The 14,354-nt window shown below is 69.6% G+C and carries 10 protein-coding genes; 4 read left to right on the top strand and 6 right to left on the bottom strand.

The genetic code is table 11. From position 1 onward, the window contains the following. Positions 1 to 24 precede the first annotated feature (24 nt). Together NM203_RS17255 and NM203_RS17250 are read left to right on the top strand one after the other, a co-directional pair. Entirely contained in the window at positions 25 to 477 is a 453-nt protein-coding gene (locus NM203_RS17255; protein WP_255061267.1) for a carboxymuconolactone decarboxylase family protein, read from the top strand. Between the two features lie 127 nt (positions 478 to 604). Then, a complete protein-coding gene (locus tag NM203_RS17250; RefSeq protein ID WP_255061266.1) occupies positions 605 to 913 on the top strand; it encodes a hypothetical protein in 309 nt (102 codons plus the stop codon). Positions 914 to 928: 15 nt separating this feature from the next. On the opposite strand, the gene NM203_RS17245 is transcribed toward NM203_RS17250, so the two are convergent. Both NM203_RS17245 and NM203_RS33135 read right to left on the bottom strand, forming a co-directional pair. Further along, complete coding sequence (locus NM203_RS17245) at positions 929 to 2,356, bottom strand: glycoside hydrolase family 183 protein (protein WP_255061264.1); 1,428 nt, start codon at positions 2,354 to 2,356, stop codon at positions 929 to 931. Between the two features lie 121 nt (positions 2,357 to 2,477). Then, positions 2,478 to 4,028 carry a protein kinase domain-containing protein gene (locus NM203_RS33135; RefSeq protein ID WP_303624806.1) on the bottom strand — a complete coding sequence of 517 codons (1,551 nt, stop codon included), beginning with the start codon at positions 4,026 to 4,028 and terminating at the stop codon, positions 2,478 to 2,480. A 186-nt stretch (positions 4,029 to 4,214) separates the two neighbouring features. On the opposite strand from NM203_RS33135, the gene usfY reads away from it, so the two are divergent. Next, positions 4,215 to 4,517, top strand: a complete 303-nt coding sequence (gene usfY / locus NM203_RS17230; RefSeq protein ID WP_255061263.1) for a protein UsfY — start codon at positions 4,215 to 4,217, stop codon at positions 4,515 to 4,517. Between the two features lie 34 nt (positions 4,518 to 4,551). Here usfY and NM203_RS17225 read toward each other — a convergent pair whose 3' ends face one another. From NM203_RS17225 to recC, 4 genes are read right to left on the bottom strand one after another with little or no spacing between them, the layout of a single operon-like run. Then, a complete protein-coding gene (locus tag NM203_RS17225; RefSeq protein WP_255061261.1) occupies positions 4,552 to 5,199 on the bottom strand; it encodes an SOUL family heme-binding protein in 648 nt (215 codons plus the stop codon). A gap of 9 nt (positions 5,200 to 5,208) precedes the next feature. Further along, the gene (gene recD / locus NM203_RS17220) at positions 5,209 to 6,879 is read right to left on the bottom strand and encodes an exodeoxyribonuclease V subunit alpha (protein ID WP_255061703.1); all 1,671 of its coding nucleotides are present in this window, start codon (positions 6,877 to 6,879) and stop codon (positions 5,209 to 5,211) included. A 50-nt stretch (positions 6,880 to 6,929) separates the two neighbouring features. Further along, positions 6,930 to 10,232 (bottom strand): exodeoxyribonuclease V subunit beta, encoded by a 3,303-nt coding sequence (recB, locus tag NM203_RS17215; RefSeq protein WP_255061260.1) that lies wholly within the window; start codon positions 10,230 to 10,232, stop codon positions 6,930 to 6,932. Continuing rightward, the gene (gene recC, locus NM203_RS17210) at positions 10,229 to 13,519 is read right to left on the bottom strand and encodes an exodeoxyribonuclease V subunit gamma (RefSeq protein WP_255061259.1); all 3,291 of its coding nucleotides are present in this window, start codon (positions 13,517 to 13,519) and stop codon (positions 10,229 to 10,231) included. The genes recB and recC overlap by 4 nt, the downstream gene beginning before the upstream one ends. Positions 13,520 to 13,604: 85 nt before the next feature. Between recC and NM203_RS17205 the strand changes: the two genes are divergently transcribed. Continuing rightward, positions 13,605 to 14,201, top strand: coding sequence for an HD domain-containing protein (locus tag NM203_RS17205; RefSeq protein ID WP_255061258.1), 597 nt, complete (start codon positions 13,605 to 13,607; stop codon positions 14,199 to 14,201). Positions 14,202 to 14,354: the final 153 nt, after the last annotated feature.

Raw genomic sequence — 14,354 nt, 5'->3', positions numbered from 1 at the left:
GACTCCACCCTACGATCAGGCCTCATGCACGATCACGTGAACATCGACAAGCAGACCCCCGCCGCCTACAAGGCACTCGTCGGAGTGTCGACCGCGGTCTACGGCGTTGCGAAGGAGGCCGGGCTGGACCGCGCCCTCGTCGAGCTCGTCAACGTGCGGTGCTCGCAGATCAACGGCTGCCCGACCTGCCTCGAGGTGCACCACCGCAAGGCGCTCACGGTGGGGGTGACCGACACGAAGCTGGCGACGCTGTCGGTGTGGCGCGACGTCGAGTTGTTCGACGACCGCGAGCAGGCCGCGCTGCGGCTCGCCGAACTCACCACCGACCTGCCCGACCACGACACCGCCGAGCGCGAATACGCGCGTGCGCGAGAGGTTCTCACCGACGACGAGCTCTCCGCCATCATCTGGGTGGCCATCGCGATCAACTCGTTCAACCGGGTGTCGATCCTCAGCAGGCACCCGGTGCGGCCCTAGCGCCACCCCTTCAGCTAAGGGCCTTTCGCCTCTAGCGCCGCACCCGCCTGTGAGCGCCTAATGAGCTGCCGGCTACGCGAGTTGCCAAGGGGTGCAACGGCATGCCGGTAAGGAAGGTAGAGGGATCATGACCATCGTGACCGCAGTCGCCATCCATCCGCGAGCGGGTGATGTCTGGGATCAGCTGCAGAAACAACTCTCGAAATCCAAGGACATCATCGAGAAGCACGGCGGGGAGAACGTCACCCTGCTGGCTACGGCGATCGGCGGGCCGCAGACGAACGTGCTGACCATGCTGGTGACGGCCCCGAACTGGACCCGCTTCGGCGAGATTCAGGAGAAGGTCTACAACGACGCCGAAATGCAGGCGTTGCTCGTCGAATCGGGGAAGATCGCCACCTGGGAGATCTCCACCGCGCAGACCGTCGACTTCTGACCGGTGCGGCCCTAGTTACGGCAGCGTCGTCTTCAGCAGCATCACGTTGTACGTCGACCACTGGGAGAGGTTGTAGTACAGGTCCTTGCCCGTCGACCACGGGTGCAGGTACGGCGCGTAGATGCCGCCGGGGATCTCGCTGGAGCGCACCAGGACCTGCTCCGGACTCCACGGGCCCTGCGGCGCAGGCGACGTGCGCATGACGACGTCGTTCGCACCGTTGCAGTACAGCGCCAGATACTGATTCAGGTAGGTGTTGTACTGGGCCGACATCTCGCCGACCGGGCCGGGGATGACGGGTGCGGCGGCCGCGGCGTCGGAGGGCACCCACGCGTTGCCGTTCCAGTACTCCCACTTGGTCAGGTCGGGTACCAGGTTCGGCGCCACTCGCGCGACGTACGCCGAACCCGAACGGCCGGAGGGGGTTCCGAACGAGTAGAGGTACGGATCGCCGGGACCGGGCTTGAGGAACGCGCCCATCTGGAAGTTCTGGTGGCCGCCGCCGACCGGGCGCACGGTGTTCGGGTAGACGCCCCAGTTCTCACCGTTGTCCGACGACACCGCGAGCGCCGAGAAGTTCGTCGACCACGAACCGGGGCTGTCCCAGTTCCTGATCGACATGAAGTTCATGACCTGGCTGCGGCCGATCGCCACACCCGCGGTGGGGATGATCCCGGTCTCCGACGGCGCTCGGTTGATCGTGTTCACGATCTGCTTGGAGATGCCCGGCCGCCACACCGGCGAACCGGAGTACGGATTGCCCACCACGCCGTCCGCCACGGCGACGGTCCGGTCGAGCGCACGATCGGTCGTCCGCATCAACGCGTTGTAGCGCCACTGCTTACCCGGCACGTCGCAGTAGCCGTTCGTGTCACCGAAGGCCATCAGCACCTGGCGGTTGGCGGAATCGCCGTTGTCCCACATGATTCCGAGGTCGGTGCCGGTGATGGCGAACCGCTCGATGGTCTTGTTCGGGCTGTCCGGGCCGGTGACCATCCCGACGACGGACGACGTCAACGGTCCCGCGGGTAAGGGCCTGGGCACGGGGGCCGCCGCGGCAGGCGCGGGCTGGGGGGCCGGAATCTGTTGCTGGGGTGCGGGAGCCGGCTGCGGTACCACGGCGGCCTGTTGCTGGACCTGCCCCGAATTCTGCTTCACCGGCGCGGGTATCAGCGCCTTCATGATCATCAACGGCAACTGGCCCAGTTTGGGCGCCGGGGCGGCTTCGTTCGCGCCCGTCGGCTTGTGACCGATCGGTCGGTTGAGCGGGGCGATGCCAGACGGGTTGGGGATCTCGAACGCCTGATTCGGCAGCGGGCGTGCCGCGGCGGCCGCGCCGGTGCACGGCTCGGCGAGTGCCTGCGGTGGCGGGACGATCGCGAGGCTCGCGCCGACGACCACCGTCGCGACTGTCGCCGAGGTGATTCGAAGACGCGGCGACATGTGACACCTTTCGGGGGGCCGAAGCTAGCTGGCTATCCGAAGTGACGTTAGTGAACGGTGTGACTCATGGGGCTACTGAGTCATCAACAGGTACGCGTTCGTGACCGTGTCGAGATGTGGCTCAGCCCTTCTGGACGGTGTTGTCGATGCCCGACTTGTCGACCTGAGCGTTCGGGTTGTAGTAGGTCACGACGTTGTCGATGCCGCTGACCGAGATCACGTCGGCGTTGTCGATGAAGACCTTGTGTCGCTGACCCGACACCGTGACCTTCAGGCAGTGCCCGGAGATGTTCACCTCGTTGCCGATGCCCGACACGACGATCTCGTCGTCGTTGCAGACGTAGGACTCCTTCGCCTCGATGCCGGAGATCGTCGTCGGCGTGGGTGCGGTCACCGTCACGGTCGACGGCGGCGGTAGCGCGGCTGTGGACGGCGCCGTCGTCAGCGACGGCGTCTCCGACGTGGATTCCGGCGTGGATTCCGGTGTGGACGACGGCGCGGGATCCTCGCTCGTCGGGGTCGTCCGCGTCGTGCTGCTCGCGGTCGGCGTGGAGTCGCTCGACAGCAACCGGGTCACTCCGAACGCGCCGAGCCCCAGGATCAGCACCGCGACCACCGCCACGGGAATCAGCACCGCGGGCCGCATCACCCCCGACGACGACTGGCTCGGCTGCTGATCCCAGTAGTTGGGGGGAGTGCTCGGGGCGGGGTGCGCCTGGAACGGCGGCGGTGTCTGCGGGTACGTCTGCACCGGCGGGGGGTACGCGGGCGGGGCGGACGGCGGTGCGTAGGCCGGTGGGGGAGGTGGCGGCAACGGTGTCGTCGCGTTGCCCTTGGCGACCTGCGACGACAGCGCGTCGGCGAAGTCGCGGCACGTCGCGTACCTGGCGTCGCGGCTCTTCGACATCGCCTTGGCGACCACGCCGTTGAGATGCCCGAGTTCCGGACGCTTCTGCATCAGCGGTGGCGGCGGCACGTTGAGGTGTCCGCTGATCACCACCGCGGGATTCGAGTTCTCGAACGGCGGATTCCCGCTCAGCAGATGGAAAGCCGTTGCGGCGAGGGCGTATTCGTCGGCCCGGCCGTCGAGCTTCTGACCCATGAGCTGCTCCGGCGGCGCGTAGGCCACCGACCCGATCGTGGTGTTGGTCGCGGTGATGCCCGCGATGTCGTCGGTCCGGCGGGCGATGCCGAAGTCGGCGAGCAGGATGCGGCGCCGCTTCGGGTTGGAGTCGTCGATCAGGATGTTCGCCGGCTTCACGTCGCGGTGCAGCAGCTTGCGCTCGTGCGCGTAGTCGAGGGCTTCCGCGACCGCGGTGACGATCTCGGACACCTGCTCCTCGGGCATGCCGAGCGGATAGTGGTCGCGCAGCAGTTGCGCCGCGTCGACGCCCTCGATGTAATCCATCGCGATCCACAGCTGACCCTCGAACTCGCCGCGATCGTGCACGCCGACGATGTGCGGATGCGACAGCTCGGCGGCCAGTTCCGCCTCGCGGCTGAACCGCTTGCGGAAGTCCTGGTCCTCGGTCAGCGACGCCGACAAGGTCTTCAGCGCGTACTGCCGCGGCAGCCGGGGATGCCGGACCAGGTACACGTCCCCCATGCCTCCGGCGCCGAGCTTCCGGATGACCTCATAGCCCGCGAACGTATCGCCGCTGGTCAACGCCATGCGCGGAGTCTACATTCCGCATGATCATGGTCGGGGTTCGCGACATGGAATCTGACGACGTTCGAGGGCCCGCAGCGTCGTCAGATTCCATCTCGCGCATAGGTGCGCGTTCGTCAGGGATGGGTAATGTGATCCAGCTCACAACAGGCGTACGCTGGGGGCATCTCTTCACGAAGGGAGATGCTGATGAAAGGCGCGCATCACGATCCCGTGGATCACGCTCGCACCACTCAACCGCACGCCGGAGAGTCCTTCATCGACACGCTGTGGCTGCCCGGCCTCGGGCTCATCATGCTCGGGACCGTCACCATCGCCGGCTTCATCGCCGCGACGGCGTACGGCAGGACCGAGATGCAACTGCCGCTGGGGTTCATCGCCGGTGCGCTGGTCACCGCGGGGGCGATTCTGATCGCTCTGGAACACCACCGCGTCAAGCGCGTCGAGCAGCGGTGGCTGGCGGAGCATCCGGAGGGCCTGCGCCTGGGTTGACGGTTCGAGTCGCTCAGGGGTCCGCGGCCGGAGCTCAGGCGTTGACGGGCACCACGACTTCGTTGCGGCGCCGGAACGGCAGCGTCCACGGCGGATCGTAGAACCAGGCCGCGACGTCACCCGTGACCTCGATTCCCTTGGCGCGCAACGTCTCGAGCAGCTCCTCGGAGCGCAGGGCGACGGCAGCGGGGCCGCGGTCGCCGGTGAAGCTCAGGACCGCGACCGTTTCGCCGGGTACCTCGGTCAGCCGGACGCGGTCGTCGTCCGGCGTCGGCAGCGTGGCCATGGTGCACTCCGACGGCATGAAGAACTTGATCACGTAGCCCTCGCCGACGTCGGTGGCCTGAGTCGCCTGCGCGACGGGCGCGGTCATCGCGATCTTGTCACCGCTGCCGCCCCGGATGCCCTGCGACACCGGCGCGGTCATGGCGATCTTGTCGTCGCGGTGATTGCGCCCGAAGATGTAACCGGCCAGCCGTCGGAAGCCCTCGTTGCGCGCCGCCTCCTCGCCGGCCGCCACGGTGGTTTCGGCGGCGATCCGCGGGCCGTAGGTGCGGATCTCGACGCGGTCGGTCAGACGCCTGCTGGTGTGTGCCGGCTCCTCGGTGCCGGACCGAATGCCGACGATCGACAGTGCCGAATCCACCACCTGGCCGATGATCGAGGTGATTGTGGACAACATGGCCGAATCCTACCCGCGCAGTCGCGATGCCAACCCGGTCGCTCGCACCGCCCGCCGCTCGATCGCCGACCGCACCTCCTCGGCCGTGCCGACGACCCGCACCTTCGCCTTGGCCCGCGTCACCGCGGTGTAGAACAGCTCCCGCGTCAGCAGCCTCGACTCGACGGGCGGCATGAGCACCGTCACCTCGTCGGCCTGCGAGCCCTGGCTCTTGTGGATCGTCATCGCGTGCATGGTCTCGACGTCCGATAGCCGCCCCGTCGCCAACGACAGCGGCGCCCCGGAGGTCGCGAGCACCGCCCGCAGCCCGTTGCCGTCGTGGACCGTGACCCCGGTGTCACCGTTGTACAGCCCGAGCCCGTAGTCGTTGGCCGTCACCAGGATCGGGCGCCCGGTGTACCACGCCGACCAGATGGCCTCACCGGTCGCCTCGGTCAGCCACCTCTCGACCTGACGGTTCCAGTGCTGCACGCCGTACGGTCCCCGGCGGTGCGCGCACAGCAGCCGGTGCCCGTCGAGGCTTGCCAGCGCGGAGTCGACCGCGTTCACCTGCGCCGCCTGGTACAGCGCCAGGGCGTGCGGCAGCAGCACCGTGCGCAGTTCGACGGTCGGATCGCTCAACTCCAGCCACTCGACGTGCTCGTCGCCCGCCCGCAGCACCTCAAGGGCCCGCTCGGCGTCCCCGTCGCGGATCGCCGCAGCCAGCATGCCGATGGTCTCGCCGAACCGGTGCGGCGTCTTGAGCTCCGCGATGCGCACGTCGTCGTGCCCGCCGAGCCCGTCGACCATGTCCGCGAGCACCGCGCCCGCATCGATCGACGCCAGCTGATCGGGATCGCCGACCAGCAGCAGCCGGGCCTCCGGCCGCACCGCCTCGAGCAGGCGCGCCATCATCGTCAGCGACACCATCGACGTCTCGTCGACGACGATCACATCGTGGGGCAACCGGTTGTTGCGGTTGTGCTTGAACCGCGACGAGTTGTCGGGTCTGCTGCCCAGCAGCCGGTGCATCGTCGTGGCCCGCAGCCCCGAGATGCGTTTGCGGTCAACCGCGTCCAGCTGGTCGATCTGCGCCTGCACCGCTTCGTGCAGCCGCGCGGCCGCCTTACCGGTCGGCGCGGCCAGGGCGATGCGCAGTGGCGGGGCGCCGGCTGCCTCGGCCTGCCCGGCCAGCAGCGCCAGCAGTCGCGCGACCGTCGTCGTCTTGCCCGTGCCGGGCCCACCGGTCAGCACCGTCAGGCGTTGCCGCAGCGCCAGTTCCGCGGCGGCCCGCTGCTCGTCGTACCCGGCGGGGAACAGCCGTGCGACGTCGGTCGTCGCGACGTCGCCGGTGTCCTCGACCATCGCGAGCAGATCCTCGGCGACCTGCTCCTCCTCGCGCCAGTACCGGTCGAGGTAGAGCAGCCCGGCGCGCTCCCGCAGCACGTGCGGTGACGCCAGCAGCGGGCTGGCCCGCACCGCCCCCAACCAGTCGTCGGGCCACGGCAGCTCCGGCCTGTCGACCTGCGCGGCCACCGACGCAAGGTCGACGCACACCGACCCGCCGCGCAACCCGCGCACCACGAACGCGACCGCCAGCGCGACGCGCTCGTCCCCGTCGCCTGCGAGCTCCGTGAGCCGCTGCGCTACAAGCACATCCGGGGTCTCGATCACCCCGGCCTCGTTGAACACCTCGAGCATCCCGGTCGCCCCGGCCGCGCGCCGCCAGTCGGTCGGCTCCAGCACATCCGTCACGCGACCGCGCTCCCCACGTCCAGCAGATCCGACATCTCCACGACGAGCGCTGCAGGCGGCCGCCAGTCGAACACGCCCGCGGGATGCCCGTCGACCACCGGGGTGTCGGGGCCGCACATCCCGCGCACGAACAGGTACAGGATCCCGCCGAGATGCAGCTGCGGGTCGTACCCCGGCTGCCGCCACCGCAGGAACCGATGCAGCACAACGCTGTACAGCAGCGCCTGCAGCGGATAGTCCGAATGCAGCATCGCGGCCACCAGTCGCGGCCGGTCGTAATCGGCGGCGGTCAGCGGGTCGTCGCCGTCACCGAGCCAGTTGGTCTTGTAGTCGACCACCACGTAGCGATGCCCGTCACCGTCTCGTACCCGCAGCACCGCGTCGATCTGCCCGCTGAGGTACCCGCGCAGGGATTGGTTGCCCAGCGCCTCCCCGGTCAGCCGGTCGGCGTAGGAGGCCATCGGGTCGTCGGCCGCGACGTGGTCGCGCAGCAGGTGGCCGACCTCGCGCAGCCGGATGTCGGGGCCCTTCGCGCGCAGGTCGCCGCCGGCGAGCGGAAACTCGAAGTCCAGCTCCCGCAACCGGTCCCGCAGCGGGATCTCGCGCAGTGTCAGGTCGTTCGCCAACGGTCCGAGCGGGGTGTCGTGCATCGGGATGAGGCCGGTGGCCAGGTCCGCGGCGGGCACGTCGACCGGCCACCACACCAGGTGCTTCCGGATGTTGGCCTCCAACTCGGCGCTCAGATCCGCCGCCAGCGGGTCGGCGGTCTCGAGTACCGCGTGTACCAGCGTGCCGAACTTGGCGCCCGTCGGCAGGTCCGCCATCGGCGACGGCACCGTCGGCCCCGACGGCGGTGCGCCGACCGGCACGTCGGCCGCCTCGTCGTCCTTCTCGACGACCTCGGGTTCGCTGCTGACACCGGTGCTTTCGGCCACCCGGATCAGCCCCGAGTACGACGTGCGCCGCCACGTCAGATCGATCGAGCGGTGGAAGTGTCGGGCGTCGAGCCCCTCGGGTGGCGGCGGCGCGGGCACGGCGGGTGCGGGCGTCAGCACCGACTCCTCGAGCACCGGGCCACCCGCGTGCTCCCACGCCCGCAGCCGCTCGAGCGCGTCGGCGTCGGTGATCTTGGCGGGCGCGCAGACGTCGGGCACGACGGGGTGGCCGGGTGCGCGGCCGCGCACGAGGCGCGACAGTCCGCCGAAGCGCTCCTCGTAGGAGGGCGCCCACCAGGCGACCACCTGCGCCTGCGCGCGGGTCATCGCGACGTACGTCAACCGGCTGTCGTCGCCGGCGTTCTCGGCGCGGCCGCGGCGCTGCGCGTCGAGGTAGTCGGGACTGTCGGGCCCGCCGACGTGCAGGCAGCGGGTCTCGCCGTCGTGGAACAGGATGATCTCCGGTTCGGGGACGTGCCGGTTGAACGCGAAGGGCAGGTACACGACCGGGAACTGCAGCCCCTTGCTGACCCACACCGTCATGATCTGCACCGCCGCGGCGTCGCTGTCGAGCCTGCGACTGCGCTCGGTCTTGCCGTCGCCGCGCTTCTCCCGTTCGGCGCGCAGCCAATCCCGCAGCGCGGGAAGCGCGAAGCCCTCGCGATGCGCCACGTCCTGCAGCAGTTGCGTCATGTGTGCGAGGTCGGTCATCAGCCGCTCACCCTCGCGCCAGGACAGCACGCGGTCGCTCATGCCCTGCAGCTGCGCCGCCTCGAAGATGGCCGCCACCCCGCGTTCGCGCGCGTGAGCCGCCCACTCCCGCAGCGTCTCCGCGAGCCGGTCGGTGAGCGCGTCGCCGCCCTCGACGAGGGTCTCGGCGGTGTGGCCGAAGAACATCGTCGCCGCCGCGGCGCGCACCATGCCGGTGCGGTGCGGCTGATCGAACGCCTCGAGCAGGGTCAGCCAGTCAGCGGCCGCATGCGAGTCGAAGATGTCGGAGTCGCCGGTGTACACGCAGGGGATGCCCGCCGCGGTCAGCGCCTGCTGGCACACGCGGGCGTCCCGGTGGGTTTCGACGATCACCGCGAGATCGCGGGCCTCGATCGGCTCGCCGTCGAACGTGGCGCCGCTGGAAAGCAGCGCGCGGATGTCGTTGGCCAGGTCCCTCCCGATGTGCTTGCGGAAGTCGGCGATCGGCACTGTCTGAGTTCCTCTGCGGCCGAACGTCTCCCGCGACACCACGCGCAAACGGAACGGATCGGCCGACGGCGCTCCCGCCAACCGGGTGCCCTGATGCCTGGCCTCCACGTCGTGCACGACGATCCGCGGATCGCCGAGCTGGGCACCGCGCAGAACCGTCTGCAGCCGAGTCACCAGCGCCGCGTCGCTACGCCAGTTCGTGCCCAGCGTCTGCTTCTCGCCCGCGGTGTCGGCGGCCCGCAGGTACGTCACGATGTCGCCACCGCGGAACGCGTAGATCGCCTGCTTCGGATCACCGATGAGGATGACGGTCGACCGGCCGCTGAACGCGCAGTCGATGACCCGCCACTGCACGGGATCGGTGTCCTGGAACTCGTCGACCATGACGACCGACCAGCGCTCCGCCATCCGGGTCCGGGCCGGTGAGTCCTCGGCCTCCAGCGCCCTCGCCAGCCGCGTCAGCAGGTCGTCGTAGCCGAGCACGCCCAGCTGCCGTTTTCGCGTCTCCAGTGCCGCCAACACGTTCCGCGCGAACGAGATGCGAATCGCAGCAGTGGAATCGGGATCGGGGTCGGCCGGGCGCAGCTCGGTCTCGGGGTTGCGCACCACCTCGCGCGCCAGCCGCAGCGCGTCGGGATAGCTGAGCGTCGGATCGTCGCGCTGCTGGCCGAAACTCGCCAGGTACAGATCGCCGACGATCTCGGTCACCAGATCGTCGAGGCTCTCGACGAGAGTCACGCCCGAGTCGGAGTCGCCCGCGACGCCCAGTGACTTCAGCACCAGGTGGCAGAACTGATGGGTGGTGGCGATGGTCGCGGCGTCGAACCCCGCCATGGCGTCGCGCAGACGACGCTGCCGCTCCGCTTTCTCGTCGGGACTGCCCGTGACGAGCTGTTCGACCACCTGGTTGTCGCCGATGAGCGATTCGTCGTCGAAAGCCGCTGCCGCCTGAGTGATCTGGTCACGCACCCGCTCACGGAGCTCCTGGCTGGCGGCGTGCCCGAACGTGATGAGGAGCATCTGGTCGAGCGTCGCGCGCCCCTCGGCGATGTAGCGGGTGACCAGGCCCGCGAGCGCGAACGTCTTGCCGGTGCCCGCGCTGGCCTCCAGCACGGTGGTCGAGTTCTCGACGGGCAGCGGGCCCAGCAGGTCGAAGGTCCTCACTGCGGGTCCTGCTTCGCCCGCAGCAACGGCGCCCAGAGCCGACACGAGTAGGCGCCGAAGCGGTTGGTCTCGCCCTCGTACTCCTCGCCGGGCCGCAGCGGTTGCATCAGCACGTCGAGCCACTTGTTCTCACCCCACGCCTGTACGTGCGCGGGCGCCGCGTCGTCACCGGGGAAGTTCTTCGACTGCCAGCGATAGCGGGCCTCTGACACCGGATCGTCGCCGGTGTGGCGCGCACTCGCCCACGCGTACGACGTCTTGACGGGTAGCGGCAGCGGCTCGCAGCGGCCCGCGTCGTAGATCGCGACGAGATCGCGCAGCAGGTCGGCGGCGGGGCCCTCGGGTCGGCCGAGGCCCTCGGTCATCGGCCGGGTACCCCGCTTGGCCCGGCCGACGCACACGGCCTCCCACTCGGTGCCCGGATCGCGAGCGTACAACGCCAGCAACGGAATCCACGATTCGAGGAACTGCTTGCCGCCGAGTTTCGAGTACGTCACCGTCACCAGGCGGTTGCCGTAGACCGGCGCGACGGTACCCGTCAGCCGGCGTCCCGAACCCAGGTCGACGTCGACGTCGAAGGCCCGCTCGTCGGCGGACCGGAACCGCATGGCCTCGGTGGCCAACAGTTCCGACTGTTCGGAGATCTCGCGGGCCTTGCGCCAGCCCAGTTGGCCGGGTGGCAGCGTGCCGCGTCGCCATTCGGCACCGCGCGCGTCCTTGGCCGTCATGCCGCGCATCATGTCGCCCAGCAGTCGGTCGCCGACGGTCCACTCCTCGAGATTGTCGATGTCGACGGTCATGTCGTCCTCGACGCCGTCGACCTCCCACGGCAGCGTGTAGTCCAGCGCGCGGAAGAACCCCTTCACCGGGTCCCTGAAGAAGGCGACGAGGTCGGCGAGCGAGACGTCGCCGGCGGTCGGCGCGGGCAGCGGACCCGACACGAACGGCGGCTTCTCCGAGCGCTCACCGGCGCTGGACCGGGCGGCGTTCAGCACCGTCGAATCGAAGGTGAACGGCACCGTCGGGACGAGCCGGCCGGGGATCACGTTGCGGATATCGAAGGGCTGCAACGGATGACGGACGACGAGCTGCTGTCGCGCGTCCGTCGACTCCGTCGTCGCGTCGAGCGCGTCGAGGAGTTCGGCCAAGGGGACCGCGGGCGGCTGCGGCTGGCCCGAGTGCGCGTTGGCCCCCGTGTAGGTGATGACGAGCTTCTCGGTGGCCGCGCCGATGGCGTCGAGCAGCAGCTGCCGGTCCTCCGAGCGGCTGTCGCGCTCACCGGTCATCGGGTCGCGACCCAGCACGTCGTCGCCGTCGCGGATGCCGCGGCGCGGGAACACCCCGTCGTCCAGACCGACGAGGCACACGACGCGATGCGGCACCGAGCGCATCGGCACCATGGTGCAGACCGTCATGGTGCCGGTGCGGAAGTTCGCTCGGGTGGGCCGACCCCCGAGCTTGCGTTCCAGCAGCGCCCTGACGTCCGGCAGCCGCAGCAGGGTGCCCGTGCGCGGGCCCGCCGCGGCGAGCACGTCACCGAATTCGCGTTCCAGCTGGGCGAACTGCCATGCGTCGGCATCGGAGACCCGCGTCAGCCGGCTGATGCCCGCGGTGAGCGCGGTGACCCAGCCGTGCAGGGGCTGCACGGTGGTCAGGGACTGCACCGTGCGCTGCAGTCGGTCGACGAACTCGGCGAGCCGGCCCGCCAGCTCGACGCGGTTGCTGCTGACGTCGTCGAGCGGCAGCGTCGACTCGATCCAGGCGTGTGCGTCGTCGGACATCGCGACGCCGGCGAGTACGCGGTCGATACCGAAACGCCATGTGTTGTGGACGAAGTCGACGCCGTACGACTTGCGGCTCTCCTGGTCGAAACCCCATCGGATGTTGGCCTCCCGCACCCAGCGGGTGATGTCCTCGAGGTTGTCGTCGGTGAAGCCGAAGCGGGCGCGCACCGGGGCGGCTTGCGCGAGGTTCAGCACTTCGCTGGCGGTCACGCGGCCGCTCGCCAGCGCGAGCACCCTGGTGGCGACTCCGAGTAGCGGGTTCGTCTGGACCAGTGCGCGGTCGGCGAGCCGCATCCTCAACTGGTGTGCCGGGTGCGCGCCGTGGACGACGTCGCCGAGGCCGAAGTCGGCGTTGATGAGCGGCGCGTAGGTCTCGATGTCCGGGCACATGACGAGGATGTCGCGCGGCTCCAGCGTCTTATCGTCCTCGAGCAGGCCGAGCAGGACCTCGCGCAGCACGTCGACCTGGCGGGCCTCGCCGTGGCAGGCGTGCACCTGCACCGAACGGTCGGCCGCGGTAAGCGTACGGCCCTGCGGCCGAACGGTATTGGCGGCGATGTCGGACTGCAGCCACCCGAGCAGGGTGGCGGGGTGGGTGACACCGGCCAGGTGCTCGTCGGTGGCCGGGTGCGCGGGGAGTCCGCGCTGCAGCTCACGCAGGTCCCGGCCGAGGGTGGCCAGCAGCGGATGGCCGACCGCGCGGTGGCTGGTGTCGTCGCGGCGGGGGATCGCGCCGCGCTCGGCGTTCAGGGCCCGCCACAGGCCATCGCTGGCGTGCGGCAGCCACAGGTGCAGGTCGTGATGGGTGGACAGCGCCTCGATCAGCTCGACCTCGGTGACCGGCAGCCGGGTGTGCCCGAACAGCGACAGCCGGGGTGGCAGGTCGGACGGCGACTCCCGAAGGCGGACAAGCGTTTTCTCATGCCGGACGTGCGGCGGGTCGGCGGCCATCCGGTCGACGAGCGCGCGCCACAGCGGCGGCTGCCAGTCGACGTCCGTCGGGAGGCCGTGATCGGTGCCGTCGAGCCAGCCGGTGAGCAGCTGCGGACGCTGCCGGGCGTACGACGAGAACAGGACGGCGATGCGGCGGGCGACGGCGAAGCGGCGCCCCAGCCGGAGGTCGCGTTCGGCGTCGGACTGCTCGTGCTGGCCGAGGTGGATCGCCAGGGTGCGGCACCAGTCCTCGTCGAGGTTCTCGTCGATGATCTCGAGCAATGGCCAGACCATGGTGTCGGGGGCCCACGGGTCGTCGTCGGCGGTGCCGGTGAGCTCGGCGATGAGCGAGTGCGGATTTCGGAATTCGACGCCGGCGCAGACCCCGTCGGCGCCCGTGCCGCGACCGAGCACGTGCGACAGGCGCTGTGACAACCAGCGTTCCACGCCGCGTGCCGGAACGAGGACCAACTCCATTGCGAACGGGTCGTCGAGGGGCTGCGCCAGGAGCGCTCCGAGACCGTCGGCGAGGACGTCGGTGCGTTCCGCGCGGTGGAGGTGAAGACCCATCGAGGCCAGCGTAGGACGAGGGGCTGACATGTCGTGGGGCTATGGGATGGTGAGGGTGGTTGAGAGAGGCGACGAAAGGGGACGGATGCCGACAGAGACGACGGATCCGAGGCTGGGGGAGCGGTTCGACGAGGCGTTGCGTTACGCGGCGACGCTGCACCGCACGCAGACCCGCAAGGGTGAGGACGGGGTGCCGTACATCGGGCACCTGCTGTCGGTCGCGGGTCTTGTGATCGAGGGCGGCGGCACGGAGACGCAGGCCATCGCGGGGCTGCTGCACGACGCGGTCGAGGATCAGGGCGGTGCGCCGACGCTGGCCGCGATCCGGGAGAAGTTCGGCGACGAGGTCGCGGAGATCGTGTCGGCGTGCAGCGATACCGACGAGGTGCCGAAGCCGCCGTGGCGGGCGCGCAAGGAGAAGTACGTCGGCCACCTCGGCTACGTCTCGGAGGCGACGCTTCTGGTGTCGCTGGCCGACAAGCTCGACAACGCCCGCGCCCTGCTGCGCGATCACCGCAAGGTAGGCGACGAGCTGTGGCAGCGGTTCAGTACGAAGGACCCGCAGGACCACCTCTGGTACTACCGGTCGCTGCTCGAGCAGTTCCAAACTCGGCTCGACGTGTGGCTGGTCGACGAGTTGGAGCGGGTGGTCGACGAGCTCGAGCGGCGCGTCAACGCGTGACTTCGGCGTGAAAACCGTCGCTGAGCGAACTGTGAAGTCTCAGGACATCGCGTACAGGGGTATGTCTCGGGACATCGCGTACACCTGATCGGGCTGGGTGGATCCAGAGTGGTTCATGGCCCAGAAGGTGACGGCGATGGATACGCGTGCGTT

The sequence above is a fragment of the Mycolicibacterium arenosum genome (assembly GCF_024320865.1).
Classification (GTDB): Bacteria; Actinomycetota; Actinomycetes; order Mycobacteriales; family Mycobacteriaceae; genus Mycobacterium; species Mycobacterium arenosum.
This window is presented reverse-complemented; position numbering and strand designations above follow the sequence as displayed.